Genomic DNA, 15,226 nt, shown 5'->3' with positions numbered 1-15,226 from the left:
TCCGGGCTTCAAACCGCGAAGCCAGGACCCGAAACGGTGAGTCTTGGGCTTATAGAGTGCTGAACACCGGGAAAGTCCCCAACAGCAGTGCAGCAATCAGGATGCAGATACATACCAGGATCGCCCATTTCAGGGTGAAACGCTGGTGGTCACCGAAATCGATGCCGGCCAGGGCCACCAACAGATAGGTCGATGGCACCAACGGGCTCAGCAAGTGGACGGGCTGACCGACGATCGAGGCACGGGCCATTTCCACTGCGGTGATCCCGTAGTGGCTGGCGGCTTCGGCCAACACCGGCAACACGCCATAGTAAAACGCATCGTTGGACATGAAGAAGGTGAACGGCATGCTCACCAGCGCCGTGATCACGGCCAGGTACGGGCCGAGGAAATCCGGAATCACTGCCAACAGGCTCTTCGACATCGCATCGACCATGCCGGTGCCGCTCAGGATACCGGTGAAGATACCCGCCGCAAAGATCAGCCCGACCACTGCCAGCACGCTACCGGCGTGAGCCGCGACGCGATCCTTCTGCATCTGCAGGCAAGGGTAGTTGACGATCATGGCAATACTGAACGCGACCATGAACAGCACCGGCAGCGGCAACAGGCCGGCGATCAGGGTGCACATCAGGCCGAAGGTCAGCGCGCCGTTGAACCAGATCAGTTTTGGGCGGCGAGCATCGGGGAATTGCGACACGCTGATTTCGCTGTGATCGATTTCGTCGCCGGCCAGGTGCAGCTCACCGAGACGCGCACGCTCACGTTTACCGTAGAAGTAGGCGATGAGCAGAATCGCTACTACACCGGCGGCCATCGCCGGGATCATCGGCACGAAAATGTCCGACGGATCGACGTGCAGCGCACTCGCCGCACGGGCAGTCGGGCCACCCCACGGGGTCATGTTCATCACACCACCAGCCAGAATGATCAGGCCGGCCATGATCCGCGGGCTCATGCCGATGCGGCTGTACAGCGGCAGCATCGCGGCCACGCAGATCATATAAGTGGTCGCGCCGTCACCATCGAGGGAAACGACGAGCGCCAGTACGGCGGTGCCGACCGAAACCTTCAGCGGGTCGCCCTTGACCAGTTTGAGGATCTTGCGCACGGCCGGGTCGAACAGGCCGGAATCGATCATCAGGGCGAAATAGAGAATGGCGAACATCAGCATCACGCCGGTCGGCGCGAGCTTGGTGATGCCCTCGAGCATCATTGGGCCGATCTTCGGTGCAAAACCGCCGAACAGGGCGAAGACGATCGGGATGATGATCAGAGCGATCAGCGCGGACAGGCGCTTGGTCATGATCAAAAACATGAACGTGATGACCATGGCGAAGCCAAGGAAAGTCAGCATGGGAATACTCCAGGCGTAGCGCGGCTAGTTGAGTGAGCGGATCGGGTCGGATCAGCGCAGAGCGGCAAGCACGAGGCGTACGGGCGGAGTGACAGCGAGAAGGCGGGCTACAGAGGACATCAGAATCACCATTGTTGTTGTTAATTGGGCCGTTCGTGCGAGGTATCACACGCGTTGGCCAACCGGTCTGTTGCCGGAAGTGGAGGCGATCCTAATCGGGGAAGCTTTCAGCTACCTTTCGCTGGTGAAAGCTTTGAATGAACGGTCAACCGGCCGTCGGATGCGAACTACAGTCAACAAACACGGGAAGGAGGGCGTTCGCCATGAGCGAATTGCACAGCGGCGGCTGCCACTGCGGACACATTCGTTATCAGTTCAGCGGAGCGTTGCACGACATCGCCCACTGTCATTGCTCGATTTGCCGCAAAGTCAGCGGCGGGATTGTCACGACGTGGATCACCGTGACGGCGGTGAGTTTTCAATGGCTGGCCGGTAAGCCGGCGCGTTATGACTCATCCGCCAGTTGCGCGCGGTACTTCTGTGCGCAGTGCGGCGCGCAACTGGCGTTGGTGACGCAGCTCAGCCCCGAGAGCATCGACGTGACCATCGCCACGCTGGATTACCCGGAACTGGCGCCCGCCGAACGGCATATCTGGACCGACAGCCAATTGCCCTGGCTGCATCTGGACGAGCATCTGCCGGGCGAAGCCGAAGAAACGCTGTAGGTTTACAAGAGCCTGATCAAAAAACAGACAAATTCAGCGTCCTGATTGCACCCATCCAGATCGCATGCTCAGTGTGATCCAGCAAATCATCACCGGTGTCCGGGTGCAGAAACACCACCAGACCTTTGCGGTTCAGCGCCAGCCACGGCAGTACATCGCCGATCAACTCAGGGCCGAAGGCCAACTGGCAGCTCCACTCCGGGTGCGGGCCGACCGGGCGTTCGTGGACGCGGCCCATTTTCAAGGGAAACAACTGCGCCGCCCGTTCGCACAAGGCCCGCGCCCGGTCGATGCAGCCCGCATCGAAATAAACGTGGGCGTGGTAGCCCTTGATCGCTTGCATCTGAAACCCTCGCAAATCGGTTCGAACCCTCGGCGTTGCCCGTATGTCACACGCCATACAAGGGATAACAAAAGGGATCAGCCATGAAAAATGCCGAAACCCCGGTGGTAAAAGTGGTGCTCTATGGTGCCATGGCCAGCCTGGGCGGTGCGTTGATGGCTGAGTTGCTGCGCCGCCAGCACGAAGTCATCGCCATTCTCGACGATTTGACCGCACTCGCACCGCGTCCGGGACTGCGCACCAAAAGCGGCGATCTGTTCGATTCCGAGCGGGTCAATCAAAGTGTGGCCGGCAGTTCGGCGGTCATCTGCCTATTGGATGCGCCGGGTTTACCGTTCAGTAGCGATCACGTTGAACGCTCGGTGGTGCTCGGGCCGGTCGAGCAGGTGCTGGCCGTCGACGCGCTGGTCGATGGATTGCAAGCGGCCAACGTTTCGCGGCTGTTTCTGGTGGGGAATTTTGCCGTACTCGATGAGCCGGATGTCGACGATCGCCTGCAACGCCACGCCGCCGAAGAAATTCGTGAAGCCCTGCAAAGCAGTCCGCTGCACTGGACCCTGGTCAATGCTCCACACGGCGTGGCCGGGCTGACCATCGAGCATTTCAGTCAGGTCGGCGGCAACCTCGAACCAGGCCTGGCCGAGCCGCTGGAGCGCTTGAATCGGGTGGCGGTGGGGATTGCCGATGAGCTGCGACTGAATTTGCACGTAGGCCAGCATGTAAATTTCGTCGCGGCCAGCGAGTAAGCCTCTAGACAGCGATGGAGGGCAGTGCGAGTCCATTGAGGGATTCAGCGCTGCTCGCCTGTTCGGTCATCAACCAATCGACAAACAGTTGAATCAGCGCACCCCGACGTTTGCGTTGCGGCAGCACGACGTAATAACCGAGGCGCGACAGCGTGGTTTCGGCGATCGGTCGGCACAGCAATCCTTGGCTCAGCAAGTTATCCACAAGGTGCCGCCAACCGATCGCCACACCTTGGCCGCCAATCGCCGCTTGAATCAACAGCGTGTAATTGTCGAAACGCAATTGCCCCGGCGCCGGCGGCGTGGTGATGGCCAACTCGCGAAACACCCCGCTCCAGTCAAACCAGTTGCTGCTGTTTTCGCCACGCAGGTGCAGCAGCGGAAACTCCAGTAACGCCTGAGCAGGCAAGGGCAGGGCGCGCTCCTTGAGCAATTGCGGGCTGCACACCGGGAACACTTCTTCGCTGAACAGCCAATGGCTTTCGCCCTGTTTGAAACGCCCATCGCCGAACAGAATCGCCACGTCGATATCGGTGCGCAGCATGTTGTGGTTACGTTCGCTGGTCACCAGGCTGACGTCGACTTGCGGGTTCGCCTCATGAAAGCGGTGCAAGCGTGGCATCAACCAATACGCGGCGAAGGCAAAATCGGTGGCGACCTGCAGCACCTCATGTTGCTGTTGTGCGCTGATCGCGCTCAATCCGGCGTCGATATTCTGCAAACCAAGGGAAACTTGCTCGAACAGGATCGCGCCGACTTCGGTCAGCTCGATGCCGCGGTAGATCCGATCGAACAACCGCGTGCCGAGTTGCTCCTCCAGCCGTTTGATCTGCTGACTGATCGCCGGCTGCGTGGTGCCCAGCTCTACCGCCGCAGCGGTGAAACTGCGCTGTCGGGCAGCGGCCTCAAACGCACGCAACAGGTCGAGAGACAAATCGCCAAGGGCTTCATACATAAGCTGTGCTTATCCTAGTCATTGTCCGGCGCGGGCTTTACCGGATATAGCATGGGCTCCATGCTCGATCGCAGCAATGTCGCATAAATATTCACTATGGAATGCCGCGATCACATGAAGCGCAAGAATATTCTTTTCATCATGGCCGATCAGATGGCCGCGCCAATGTTGCCGTTCTACGGTCCTTCGCCGATCAAACTACCGAATCTCTCCCGCCTCGCCGAACAAGGCGTGGTGTTCGATGCCGCTTACTGCAACAGCCCGTTGTGCGCGCCATCGCGCTTCACCCTGGTCAGTGGCCAGTTGCCGAGCAAGATCGGCGCGTATGACAACGCCGCCGATTTCCCTGCCGATGTGCCGACTTACGCCCATTACCTGCGCCGTCTCGGCTACCGCACCGCGCTGTCAGGGAAAATGCACTTCTGTGGCCCGGACCAATTGCACGGTTATGAAGAACGCCTGACCAGCGATATCTACCCGGCCGATTACGGTTGGGCAGTGAATTGGGATGAGCCGGATGTGCGGCCGAGTTGGTATCACAACATGTCTTCGGTGCTGCAGGCCGGGCCCTGCGTGCGCACCAACCAACTGGATTTCGACGAAGAGGTGGTGTTCAAGGCGCAGCAGTACCTGTTCGATCACATTCGCGAGGAGGGCGATCAACCGTTCTGCCTGACCGTATCGATGACTCACCCACACGATCCGTACACCATTCCCAAGGCGTTCTGGGATTTGTACGACGCTGCCGATATCCCGCTTCCGACAACGCCGGATCAGCACGAACTCGACCCGCACTCGCAGCGTCTGCTCAAGGTTTATGACCTGTGGGATAAACCATTGCCTGTGGATAAGATTCGCGACGCGCGCCGGGCGTACTTCGGGGCGTGCAGCTATATCGACGCCAACGTCGGCAAACTCCTGCAAACCCTTGAAGAAACCGGGCTGATCGAAGACACCATCATCGTCTTCTCGGGTGATCACGGCGACATGCTTGGCGAAAAGGGCCTTTGGTACAAAATGCACTGGTATGAGATGGCGGCCCGCGTGCCGCTGGTGATCAGTGCGCCTGGACTGTTCGCTTCAGGCCGGGTCAGCGCTGCCGTGTCTACCGCCGACCTGCTGCCGACATTCGTCGAACTGGCCGGCGGCACGCTGGAACCGGGCCTGCCACTGGATGGCCGCTCACTGTTAGCGCATCTGCAAGGGCAGGGCGGTCATGACGAAGTGTTCGGTGAATACATGGCCGAAGGCACCGTCAGCCCGCTGATGATGATCCGTCGCGGCGCCTACAAATTTATCTACAGTGAAAGCGACCCTTGCCTACTCTTCGATGTCAGCAACGATCCGCGCGAATTGGAAGAACTCAGTCAATCGCCGCAACATCGCCAGCTGTTCGACGATTTTCTCGCTGAAGCGCGGGCCAAATGGGATATTCCGGCGATCCATCGGCAAGTCTTGGCCAGTCAGCGCCGCCGCCGTTTTGTTGCCGACGCACTGACCATCGGCAAGCTGAAGAGCTGGGATCACCAGCCACTGGTCGACGCCAGTCAGCAGTACATGCGCAACCACATCGACCTCGATGATCTGGAGCGCAAAGCACGTTATCCACAACCCTGCCAAAACCAATAATGTGAAGGGGAAGTCCATGCGTAAGTTATCCACAGTAGTGACGGTCGGCCTGCTCGCGCTGAGCAGTGCTTCGGCGTTCGCCGAGCAAAGCTGCGACACGGTGAAAATGGCCGACCCGGGCTGGAGCGACATCGCCGCGACCAACGCCATCACCGGGTTTCTGCTGGACGGCATGGGCTACAAGGCCAAGGTCGACACCCTCGCGGTGCCGATCACCTTTGGCGGTTTGAAGGACGGCCAGGTGGACGTGTTCCTCGGCAACTGGATGCCGGCGCAGCAGGGTTTCTACGACAAATTCGTCGCCACCGGTGACGTCACCCAACTGGCGAAGAACCTGGACGGCACTGAGTTCACCCTCGCCGTGCCGGATTACGTGTGGGACGCGGGTGTGCATAACTTTGCCGACCTGAACAAATACGCCGACAAGTTCGAGCGCAAGATCTACGGCATCGGCTCCGGCGCGCCGGCGAATATCTCGCTGCAGGAAATCATCAAGAAAAACGACTTCGACATGGGCCAGTGGAAGCTGATCGAGTCCAGCGAACAGGCGATGCTCGCCGAAGTATCGCGGGCGGTGAAGAAGCAGAAATTCGTCACCTTCCTCGGCTGGACCCCGCACCCGATGAACGTGCAGTTGAAAATGCATTACCTGAAGGGCGGCGAAAAATACTTTGGCGACACCGGCAGCGTGTTCACGTTGACGCGCAAGGGCTACGCCGAGGCGTGTCCGAATGTGGGTAAATTGCTGACCAATCTGTCGTTCACGCAGGAGATGGAGAACAGCATCATGGCTGAGGTGGTTAACAAGAAGGTCACTAATACCGAGGCGGCGAAGGCCTGGATCAAGGCGAATCCGGCGGTGCTGGATAAGTGGCTGGAGGGGGTGAAGACGGTTGACGGGAAGGATGCGTTGGCGGCGGTGAAAGCGAAGCTTTGATTGTGGGGTGGTTGGAATTGGGTTTGGCTTGAGATTTTTGCCCCCTCACCCCAGCCCTCTCCCCCAGGGGGGCGAGGGGGAAAGGGAGCCGATATTTGTTGCATTCAAAATTTGCGTTCAACTTTGAAATCGCAGGTTGATGAATCTCTGACAAACACCACGGTCAGTCCCCTCTCCCTCCGGGCGGTCCGACGTTTCGGGAGGGCTAGGGTGAGGGCCCTTTCCCTGCCACCCTGATAACCTTGAAGAAAACCCCAACCGCGAGGACCCATGGCCTTCCCCAGCCGCCACTCTCTCTTGCCCTTCCTCACCTGGCTCCCGCGGCAAACCCGCGCCAGCGTCGGACGGGATCTGATCGTCGGCCTCAGCGGCGCAATTCTCGCCTTACCCCAGTCGATTGCCTACGCGCTGATCGCCGGGCTCCCACCTGAATACGGCCTCTATGCGGCGATCATCCCGGTGCTGATCGCCTGCCTGTGGGGCTCATCGTGGCATTTGATCTGCGGCCCGACGGCGGCGATTTCGATCGTGCTGTACGCCAGCGTCAGTCCCTTGGCCGTGCCAGCCTCGCAGGACTACATCACGCTGATTCTGTTGCTGACGTTTCTGGCGGGGATTTTCCAGTGGCTGCTCGGTTTGCTGCGCTTCGGTGCGCTGGTGAATTTCGTCTCGCATTCGGTTGTGCTGGGATTCACCCTCGGCGCGGCGGTGGTGATTGCCATCGGGCAGTTGCCGAATCTGTTGGGACTGGAATTACCAGCGAAAGCCACGGCGCTGGCGAGTCTGATGGATCTGCTGCAACACCTCAGGGCTGTGGATAAACCTTCGCTAGTGCTCGGCGCAGCCACGGTCGTGGTCGGCATCGTCCTGAAACAACTGCTGCCGCGCTGGCCGACGCTGTTGATAACCCTCGCATTGGCCAGCCTGCTGGTGTGGCTGTGGCCGGCAATGTTCGGCCATGTGCATCTGGTCAGCGCGTTTGTCGGGCGGTTGCCGCCGTTCAGTGCGTTGCCGCTGGATCTGGATTTGATCTTGCGCCTGCTGCCGAGTGCGGTGGCGGTGGGCATGCTCGGACTGGTCACCAGCCTGTCGATTGCGCGCTCGATTTCGGCACGCTCGCAGCAATTGCTCGATGCCAATCAGGAAGTCCGCGCGCAGGGCTTGTCGAATATCGTCGGCGCGTTCTTTTCCGGATCGTTGTCAGCCGGATCGTTTACCCGCTCGGGCCTCAGTTACGAGGCGGGCGCGTGCTCACCGCTGGCCGGGGTATTTTCGGCGGTCTGGGTGGCGTTGTTTGCGATTTTCGGCGCCGGGCTGATCGCGCACATTCCGATCCCGGCCATGGCCGGGAGCATTCTGCTGATCGCCTGGGGGCTGGTGGATCATCGCGGTATTCGCGCGCTGCTGCGGGTCAGTCGCGCCGAGTTCGTGGTCATGGCCCTGACGTGTCTGGCGACATTGCTGCTGGAGTTGCAGACCGCAATCTACGCGGGCGTACTGGCCTCGCTGTTTTTCTACCTCAAACGCACCTCGCAACCGCGCGTGCAGCATTGGCGCGATGGTGAGGATGATGTGCTGCGCGTCGGCGGTTCGATCTTCTTCGGCGCCAGCCATTACCTGCAAGTGCGCCTGCAACGCATGCACGGCGCGCGGGTGGTGATCGAGGCGCAGCAGATCAACTTCATCGACTATTCAGGGGTGGAGATGCTGCATCAGGAGGCGCGGCGTTTGCTGAGCCAGAATCGCAGCCTGACGTTGCGCCGGGCGCGGCCACAGGTGGTGGAGGAGTTGAGGAAGCTGGAAGGGCCGGAGAAGTGTCCGATCCGGTTTGAAGACTGACCTAATATCGGTGTCGACTTCAATCGCTGGCAAGCCAGCTCCCACAGGGATTTAGGTGATCCTTGTGGGAGCTGGCTTGCCAGCGATGCTTTTAAAGGGCCAATTGGCGGCGCAGTTCGGCCAGTACTGGCGCCGTGTCGGGACGCACACCGCGCCACAAAAAGAACGCCTCAGCCGCCTGCTCGGCGAGCATCCCCAAACCATCCATCGACACCGCCGCGCCATGCTCACTGGCCCAGCGGCAGAACGCCGTCGGTTCCTTGCCATACATCATGTCGTAGCACAGGGTCTGGCCCGGCTCGATCAGGCTCGGCGCAATCGGCGGCACATCGCCGGAGAGGCTGGCCGAGGTAGCGTTGATGATCACGTCCACCGGCTCACGCAACCAATCGAAACCACTGGCCGACACCGGCCCCAGATCACAGAACAACTCAGCCAGCAACTCAGCCTTGTCCACCGTGCGATTGGCGATGATCACCGATGCCGGTTGCTCCGCCAGCAACGGCTCCAGCGCACCGCGCACCGCGCCACCAGCGCCGAGCAGCAGGATACGTTTGCCGGTCAGGCTGAATCCGGCGTTCACCGTCAGATCACGCACCAGTCCGGCGCCGTCAGTGTTATCACCGAGCAGCGAGCCGTCGGCCAGTTTGCTCAAGGTGTTCACCGCTCCGGCCCGTTGGGCGCGAGCGGTCAGGCTATTGGCCAGACGATAGGCGTCTTCCTTGAACGGCACGGTGACGTTGGCGCCGCGACCTTCCTGGAAAAACGCCGTGGCGCAGCCAGTGAAATCATCGAGCGGCGCCAGCAACGTGTTGTAGTCGAGGCTCTGGCCGGTCTGTTCAGCAAACAGCTTGTGAATCATCGGCGATTTGCTGTGGCCGATCGGGTTGCCGAAAACGACGTAACGATCCATCAGATGTCCTCAGGCCTCGGCCAGCCAGTCGCGGTCTTGCAGGAAGTACTCGGTCAGGCGTGCTTCTTCGCTGCCAGGCTCGGCTTTCCAGTCATAGCCCCAGCGCACTTGCGGCGGCAACGACATCAGAATCGATTCGGTACGCCCGCCTGATTGCAGGCCGAACAGCGTGCCACGGTCGTACACCAGGTTGAACTCGACGTAGCGGCCACGGCGGAATTCCTGGAACTCGCGCTGCTGAGCAGTAAATTCAGTATTTTTACGGCGCTGCACGATCGGCAGATACGCATCGATGTAGGCGTCGCCGATAGCGCGCATGAAGGCGAAACTGGTGTCGAAATCCCACTCGTTCAGGTCATCGAAAAACAGGCCGCCAATGCCGCGCGGCTCGTGGCGATGCTTGATGTGGAAGTAGGTGTCGCACCAGGCCTTGTAGCGCGGATAAACATCCGCCCCGAAAGGCGCGCAGGCCTGTTCGGCGACGCGGTGCCAGTGAATGCAATCGTCTTCGTTGCCGTAATACGGGGTCAGGTCGAAGCCGCCACCGAACCACCAGACCGGCTCCTCACCTTCTTTCTCGGCGATGAAGAAACGCACATTGGCGTGGGACGTTGGCACGTGCGGGTTATGCGGGTGAATCACCAGCGATACGCCGAGGGCCTCGAAGCCGCGACCGGCCAGTTCCGGGCGATGGGCGCTGGCCGAGGGCGGCAAACCGCTGCCAAAGACGTGGGAAAAGTTGACGCCGCCCTTTTCGATCAGCGTACCGTTCTCGATCACCCGGGTACGACCGCCACCGCCGGCCGGCCGGGTCCAGGCGTCTTCGACGAAGCGCGTGCCGCCGTCTTCGTTTTCGAGAGCCGCGCAGATGCGGTCTTGCAGATCGAGCAGATAGGCCTTTACGGCGTCGGTGCGGGTCGTCATGGCTTCACCTTGGATCGGGGCGGCGCCCCGCAGGCGGGCGACGCAAATGGGCGCGTAGCATAACACCGCAGACTGGCGCGCCGCAGTTGACGAAGATCAAGCATGGGAGTTGGATAGGGGGCTCAGAAAAGACCCAAGGAGAGCAGGCAGATGGCAAAGCGTATCCAGTTCCGCGCCCACGGCGGCCCCGAAGTGCTCGAATATGTTGACTACCCACCCGCCGCGCCCGCCCCGACGCAGGTGCGCGTGGCCAACAAGGCGATCGGCCTGAACTTCATCGACACTTATTTCCGCAGCGGCCTGTATGCGCCGCCAGTCTTGCCGTCGGGCCTGGGGGCTGAAGGTGCAGGCATCGTCGATGCCGTGGGCAGCGACGTCACCCGGTTCAAGGTCGGTGATCGCGTGGCATACGGCAGTGGCCCGTTGGGGGCGTACAGCGAGTTGCACGTTTTGCCTCAGGACAATCTGGTGCACCTGCCCGACGAAATCAGTTTCGAAACGGCTGCCGGGGTCATGCTCAAGGGCCTGACCGTACAGTATCTGCTGCGTCAGACTTACGAGCTGAAGGGTGGCGAAACCATTCTGTTCCACGCGGCGGCCGGGGGTGTCGGTTCGCTGGCCTGCCAATGGGCCAGGGCATTGGGCGTGAAGTTGATCGGCACCGTCAGTTCCAAAGAGAAAGCTGAACTGGCCAAGGCCAATGGGGCGTGGGCGACGATCGATTACAGCCACGAAAACGTTGCCCAGCGCGTGCTGGAATTGACCGATGGCAAGAAAGTCCCGGTGGTCTATGACGGCGTCGGCAAGGACACCTGGCTGACTTCGCTCGACAGCGTGTCGCCGCGCGGGCTGGTGGTGAGCTTCGGTAATGCCTCCGGTGCGGTGGACGGCGTGAATCTGGGGATTCTCTCCGCCAAGGGTTCGCTGTATGTGACCCGGCCGACGCTGGCGACCTACGCCAACAACGCCGAGAACCTGCAGCGGATGGCCAATGAATTGTTCGAGATGATCATCAGCGGCAAGTTGAAGGTGGACATCAGCCAGCGTTATCCGCTGGCTGATGCGGCGAAGGCGCAGACCGAGCTGTCGGCGCGGCGCACCACGGGTTCCACCATTCTGCTGCCCTGACACGCGGCCATCAAACGGAGCACCCGGACCAATCCTCATGACGCGTCCGGGTCGCTTCGCCACTCGACAAAGAACGCTGTTTTGCCTGCCACGGTGGTTGCAAATTCACTTCGGGGCAGACGCTGGACCTGCATGCCCAGCACACCGGGCAACTCGAGCAATGCGCTGGCCTGCGCTTGATGGCGCAAGGCACTTTCGATAACGCATTGCGCAGTGGCCGGCAATCGCTCCTCAGCGATGAGCAGGTGCAGATGCGCCCCGTCGGTCTGGCGATCAAGCCGCACCTGTACATCCGAGGCATGCAAGTCAGGCAGCACCTCGGCGAGCACGCTCAGAACCTGTCGTTGAGTGACGATCGCACCGCCCAGCTTGATCGAGGTTTCGACTCGCCCACTCAGCTCCAGTATTGGCAGAGCGCTGCCACAGGCGCACTTTGATTGCCTGCCAAGGATTCGCCCACGATCGCCAATGCGATAGCGCAGTAAAGGCACGTGATCGGGCAGCAAAGGGGTCAGTAGAAACTCACCGGTTTCGCCGTCGGCCAGCGCTCGCAGACTCAGCGGATCGACTACTTCAAGCAGCATGGCGTCTGCATGCAGATGGTAGAAACCCTGTTCGAGGTGCGCACACTGGAATCCGATCGGACCGGTTTCCGTCGAGCTATAACCCAGTGATCGTATGTTCAGCGCCGGCCAGTCCCGGGCCAGTTGCTCGCGTAGCGGCTGATGACAGGCTTCGCCGATGTAATAGAGCCACCGCAAACTGCTCAACTGCCCTTCACCGACATCGGCATGATTGAACAGCGCCGCGGCAAAAGAGGGGGTGCAGATCAGTGCATCGGTCGCTTGTGCATGAATCAAACCGGCAATGCGCGCGATACCCATCACCGCGCCAGCGGGCAGCAGACGCGCGCCTATGTGCTGCACGATGGCCGCCGCGTATTGAAAGGCACCCTGCATTTCGCCGGGCGTCAGGCAGTTGACCACCACACGAGGGTGTTCATCGGTCGCACCGAACATCCGCGCACCCAAGGGCACGATGCTGTCATTGAATGCCCAGGAATGGGTGATGTGCTTGCGGTGCCCCGTGCTGCCACCCGAGGTCAGCGTCAGCCCCCCACCTGGCGCACGGTGTGACGCTTCGCCGAGATGGCTGAACAGCAATCCGCCCTGGTCATCCTCCACAGCCACGACCGGCATCCGATGCAGATCCTCCAGGCCCTGGACCTGCCGAATTTGCGGAGACAACGTGCAGAACCATGGCAATGACCGCGCATGGGTCAACTTTCGCGCGAAGGCGTCTGTTGCGGCCGCGTCAATGGCTGTCGAACTGGCATACCTCATCGAGTCACTGCGCATGACGCGGCTCTCCCTGACGAATGTTCAATTCAGCAAACCCTTCGTTGACGGCGCTGGCCAGATGCTCCAACTGCGCCTGGCTGTGATTGGCGCTGATGGCCAGGCGCAGGATCGCCTCGCCTTTGGCCACCACCGGAAACAAGGCCGTGGTGACCGCGATGCCGTGCCGACGCAGGTGCAACGCCAGGCGGATGGCGTCACGTTCGGCGCCGACCCGGATGAAACGTATGGGTGAAGCGATCTGGTGGTTGCCCAGCACCGGCCCGAGCAGCTCGTCAATGACCGCCACATTTCGCCACAGCGAGGCCTGCAAACTGCCCAACTGGGCAGAAAGATGGATCCTGGCCGAAGCGACTGCCGCACCGACACCGCCCATGGACAATGGACCACCGAAGGTATAGGTCGACGCATGACGTCGAATCAGCTCGGCATCGGCTGCTGTCAGCACGGTGATCGCACCACCGGTTGCACCGAAGGCCTTGGACAATGACGACAACAGGATCAGGCGATTGCGTAACCGACCGGCCGCGGCAACAAGGGCATAACCGCCCCCGGTCTCGCCATGGATCGACGTGCCGTGCGCATCATCCGCATACAGATACCCCTCAAAGCGCTCTGCCAGTTGCAGCAGTCGGTGGACGGGATAAAGCCCGCGCATCGAGCCAATGCTGTCAGTCAGGATAATCGGCGTATTGCCGGCAGCGACAGCGTTGGAACAGGCATCTTCGACTTGCTGAAGATCACTGCAATCGCAGCGCTGCACCGGGCCGAACTGCCACAGAATGCCTTGCAGCACTTGCATCGAGGCATGGGCGGCCCGATCAACGATCCAGCCTGGACCGCGACGCAAGGGATACGAGGGCAACTCGCCGGAACCCAGCAATGGCAGACACCCCAGATGGGCACTGCCCACCGAGTTGAACGTCACCGTGTGCCCGTGGAATATGCGATTCAACTGTTCATCGAGCTCACGCATCGGCGGTAGCAGCGCGCGGGTGCGGGCGGCGGCGAACTGCACACCGAAGGCTTCAACCGCTTGCACGGCGCCTTGAATCAGCCGGGGATCGCTTTCAAGCCCCAGATAGGAGCATGAGAGAAACTCGGTCAACTGCTCGCCACAGCCCAACTCTATGACCTTGCCCTCGCGTTTCACCAACTTCAGGCCATTGAGCCCGGCATCGAACAATTGCTGCTGATCGTCACGGGCCTGACGGACGCGGTTCTTGACCCAATTGATGGTCGGATGAGGCGTATTCATCGAGATACCTGCACAGGTGATGTCTGGCGGTAGACCTGTAACCGCCAGAGTTGAGTTTTTTCGCGCGCGATTGCGTTCTGAAACTGCGCGGTGACGTCGCAGAAGCCTTGGCAATCGGGCTTGACCACATGCAAATGGCCGCGAATGACCGTCAATGCTTGCTCGCCCAGGGCAGGCTGAATGCGCTGCAGGACGCGGGTGCCGACCGCCGGGGGCAAGAATGACGGCACATCGGAAAGCGAAACAAAATCGACATCCCGGCAGTGCGCGACGCAGTCGAAAATATCGCCCTGCACCACCCTCAACTCGCACTCCCGGAGCGCCGTGCGAGCCTGCTGGAAAATTAGCGGATCACACTCGAGCGGAAAGCCTTGCGGATATCGCAGCTCACCGAAAAATAGCATTTGCATGAAAAAGCTTTCGCGCACGACCTGCGTGGTGAACAGGGTATGGAAAATACCCAGATAGGCCTCGCGGGAGCTGATCCCCAGGTTGTTGCGGGGAAATGCGCCGCGGTACAGCAGCGAATTGAGTACCGCTGCATTTCCCAACAATGCGACCACGGCTTTCCAGCGCCTGCGAGGGAAGTGGCTTTGGTAATAAGCCGATTGTTCCGCCCGTTCGCTGCATTGAAAGATCGCTCGGCCCGACTTGCCGGTGAACAGTCCGTTGATCTTTGCCAATCGTTGCAGGGTCTGCTCGAAGGCACCCAGATAGATCGGTGCTTGCCAGTGCCGGGAATGAAACAGCTCGTTCAGCCAGCGGCGATCCAGCGGCGGCAGGTCCAGATGGCGAAAAATGGACTGGCGCTGTTGCGCCGTCGTGCTTGAGCGGTAGCCCATGAAGTCCATGAATGACGGGTGATCGGTCTGCTCCAGCAGGGCAAAACGCAGGCGGGTAAAGGCCAGTTGCGGCGCGCTGATATCAGCGCAAGTCAGGCGGGCCGGTCTGCGCGCCAGCAACGGCAGGACCCGCCCGCCACACCCGGCAACAGCCACCACATGCCTGGCCTGCTCGGGCAAGATCGCATACTCGAGCGCCGTGTCTTCATCCCCCAACGCGTAGTTCAATCGCTTGAAGTAATCAGCCATGTCGACCTCCGCCTGCCCGGCAT

The 15,226-nt window shown here is 60.7% G+C and carries 14 protein-coding genes; 6 read left to right on the top strand and 8 right to left on the bottom strand.

The window, feature by feature from the left end; translation table 11 throughout:
* Positions 1 to 49: 49 nt before the first annotated feature.
* Entirely contained in the window at positions 50 to 1,357 is a 1,308-nt protein-coding gene (locus WA225_RS18575; protein ID WP_034152221.1) for a CitMHS family transporter, read from the bottom strand.
* A gap of 323 nt (positions 1,358 to 1,680) precedes the next feature.
* On the opposite strand from WA225_RS18575, the gene WA225_RS18570 reads away from it, so the two are divergent.
* Positions 1,681 to 2,082: a GFA family protein gene (locus WA225_RS18570; RefSeq protein WP_422609056.1), complete on the top strand. Its 402-nt coding sequence runs from the start codon at positions 1,681 to 1,683 to the stop codon at positions 2,080 to 2,082.
* 16 nt (positions 2,083 to 2,098) lie between these two features.
* Here the strand turns inward: WA225_RS18570 and WA225_RS18565 are convergent, their stop codons facing one another.
* Complete coding sequence (locus WA225_RS18565) at positions 2,099 to 2,425, bottom strand: DOPA 4,5-dioxygenase family protein (protein WP_422609055.1); 327 nt, start codon at positions 2,423 to 2,425, stop codon at positions 2,099 to 2,101.
* 83 nt (positions 2,426 to 2,508) lie between these two features.
* On the opposite strand from WA225_RS18565, the gene WA225_RS18560 reads away from it, so the two are divergent.
* On the top strand, positions 2,509 to 3,171 hold the full coding sequence (locus tag WA225_RS18560; protein WP_422609054.1) for an NAD(P)-dependent oxidoreductase: 663 nt from the start codon (positions 2,509 to 2,511) through the stop codon (positions 3,169 to 3,171).
* Between the two features lie 4 nt (positions 3,172 to 3,175).
* Here WA225_RS18560 and WA225_RS18555 read toward each other — a convergent pair whose 3' ends face one another.
* The gene (locus WA225_RS18555; protein ID WP_422609053.1) at positions 3,176 to 4,126 is read right to left on the bottom strand and encodes a choline sulfate utilization transcriptional regulator; all 951 of its coding nucleotides are present in this window, start codon (positions 4,124 to 4,126) and stop codon (positions 3,176 to 3,178) included.
* A gap of 114 nt (positions 4,127 to 4,240) precedes the next feature.
* Between WA225_RS18555 and betC the strand changes: the two genes are divergently transcribed.
* The 3 genes from betC to WA225_RS18540 all read left to right on the top strand — a co-directional run bounded on the left by betC (position 4,241) and on the right by WA225_RS18540 (position 8,531).
* Entirely contained in the window at positions 4,241 to 5,755 is a 1,515-nt protein-coding gene (gene betC / locus WA225_RS18550) for a choline-sulfatase (protein WP_422609052.1), read from the top strand.
* Between the two features lie 16 nt (positions 5,756 to 5,771).
* Complete coding sequence (gene choX / locus WA225_RS18545) at positions 5,772 to 6,692, top strand: choline ABC transporter substrate-binding protein (RefSeq protein ID WP_422609051.1); 921 nt, start codon at positions 5,772 to 5,774, stop codon at positions 6,690 to 6,692.
* A gap of 270 nt (positions 6,693 to 6,962) precedes the next feature.
* Positions 6,963 to 8,531 carry a SulP family inorganic anion transporter gene (locus tag WA225_RS18540; RefSeq protein ID WP_422609050.1) on the top strand — a complete coding sequence of 523 codons (1,569 nt, stop codon included), beginning with the start codon at positions 6,963 to 6,965 and terminating at the stop codon, positions 8,529 to 8,531.
* Positions 8,532 to 8,622: 91 nt separating this feature from the next.
* Here the strand turns inward: WA225_RS18540 and aroE are convergent, their stop codons facing one another.
* Positions 8,623 to 9,444: a shikimate dehydrogenase gene (gene aroE, locus WA225_RS18535; RefSeq protein WP_422609049.1), complete on the bottom strand. Its 822-nt coding sequence runs from the start codon at positions 9,442 to 9,444 to the stop codon at positions 8,623 to 8,625.
* A 9-nt stretch (positions 9,445 to 9,453) separates the two neighbouring features.
* Complete coding sequence (hemF, locus tag WA225_RS18530) at positions 9,454 to 10,368, bottom strand: oxygen-dependent coproporphyrinogen oxidase (RefSeq protein WP_422609048.1); 915 nt, start codon at positions 10,366 to 10,368, stop codon at positions 9,454 to 9,456.
* 150 nt (positions 10,369 to 10,518) lie between these two features.
* Here hemF and WA225_RS18525 point away from each other — a divergent pair, with 150 nt between their 5' ends.
* Complete coding sequence (locus tag WA225_RS18525; protein ID WP_422609047.1) at positions 10,519 to 11,496, top strand: NADPH:quinone reductase; 978 nt, start codon at positions 10,519 to 10,521, stop codon at positions 11,494 to 11,496.
* Positions 11,497 to 11,531: 35 nt separating this feature from the next.
* On the opposite strand, the gene WA225_RS18520 is transcribed toward WA225_RS18525, so the two are convergent.
* The 3 genes from WA225_RS18520 to WA225_RS18510 form a co-directional block, all read right to left on the bottom strand.
* On the bottom strand, positions 11,532 to 12,695 hold the full coding sequence (locus WA225_RS18520; RefSeq protein ID WP_422609046.1) for a phenylacetate--CoA ligase family protein: 1,164 nt from the start codon (positions 12,693 to 12,695) through the stop codon (positions 11,532 to 11,534).
* A 148-nt stretch (positions 12,696 to 12,843) separates the two neighbouring features.
* A complete protein-coding gene (locus WA225_RS18515; protein ID WP_422609045.1) occupies positions 12,844 to 14,112 on the bottom strand; it encodes an aminotransferase class I/II-fold pyridoxal phosphate-dependent enzyme in 1,269 nt (422 codons plus the stop codon).
* Positions 14,109 to 15,203 (bottom strand): DUF3419 family protein, encoded by a 1,095-nt coding sequence (locus WA225_RS18510; RefSeq protein ID WP_422609044.1) that lies wholly within the window; start codon positions 15,201 to 15,203, stop codon positions 14,109 to 14,111. The genes WA225_RS18515 and WA225_RS18510 overlap by 4 nt, the downstream gene beginning before the upstream one ends.
* Positions 15,204 to 15,226: the final 23 nt, after the last annotated feature.

The sequence above is a fragment of the Pseudomonas sp. genome, from assembly GCF_049300855.1.
GTDB lineage: Bacteria > Pseudomonadota > Gammaproteobacteria > Pseudomonadales > Pseudomonadaceae > Aquipseudomonas.
The sequence above is the reverse complement of the archived record's forward strand: the minus strand, read 5'-3'. Positions and strand labels throughout refer to the sequence as shown.

What these genes read in the sequence shown, in the direction of transcription:
- WA225_RS18555 (WP_422609053.1), bottom strand. Translation starts at nt 4,126, where the DNA reads ATGTATGAAGCCCTTGGCGATTTGTCTCTCGACCTGTTGCGTGCGTTT.
- WA225_RS18575 (WP_034152221.1), bottom strand. Translation starts at nt 1,357, where the DNA reads ATGCTGACTTTCCTTGGCTTCGCCATGGTCATCACGTTCATGTTTTTG.
- WA225_RS18520 (WP_422609046.1), bottom strand. Translation starts at nt 12,695, where the DNA reads ATGCCGGTCGTGGCTGTGGAGGATGACCAGGGCGGATTGCTGTTCAGC.
- choX (WP_422609051.1), top strand. Translation starts at nt 5,772, where the DNA reads ATGCGTAAGTTATCCACAGTAGTGACGGTCGGCCTGCTCGCGCTGAGC.
- WA225_RS18560 (WP_422609054.1), top strand. Translation starts at nt 2,509, where the DNA reads ATGAAAAATGCCGAAACCCCGGTGGTAAAAGTGGTGCTCTATGGTGCC.
- betC (WP_422609052.1), top strand. Translation starts at nt 4,241, where the DNA reads ATGAAGCGCAAGAATATTCTTTTCATCATGGCCGATCAGATGGCCGCG.
- WA225_RS18540 (WP_422609050.1), top strand. Translation starts at nt 6,963, where the DNA reads ATGGCCTTCCCCAGCCGCCACTCTCTCTTGCCCTTCCTCACCTGGCTC.
- WA225_RS18525 (WP_422609047.1), top strand. Translation starts at nt 10,519, where the DNA reads ATGGCAAAGCGTATCCAGTTCCGCGCCCACGGCGGCCCCGAAGTGCTC.
- aroE (WP_422609049.1), bottom strand. Translation starts at nt 9,444, where the DNA reads ATGGATCGTTACGTCGTTTTCGGCAACCCGATCGGCCACAGCAAATCG.
- WA225_RS18570 (WP_422609056.1), top strand. Translation starts at nt 1,681, where the DNA reads ATGAGCGAATTGCACAGCGGCGGCTGCCACTGCGGACACATTCGTTAT.
- WA225_RS18515 (WP_422609045.1), bottom strand. Translation starts at nt 14,112, where the DNA reads ATGAATACGCCTCATCCGACCATCAATTGGGTCAAGAACCGCGTCCGT.
- WA225_RS18510 (WP_422609044.1), bottom strand. Translation starts at nt 15,203, where the DNA reads ATGGCTGATTACTTCAAGCGATTGAACTACGCGTTGGGGGATGAAGAC.
- hemF (WP_422609048.1), bottom strand. Translation starts at nt 10,368, where the DNA reads ATGACGACCCGCACCGACGCCGTAAAGGCCTATCTGCTCGATCTGCAA.
- WA225_RS18565 (WP_422609055.1), bottom strand. Translation starts at nt 2,425, where the DNA reads ATGCAAGCGATCAAGGGCTACCACGCCCACGTTTATTTCGATGCGGGC.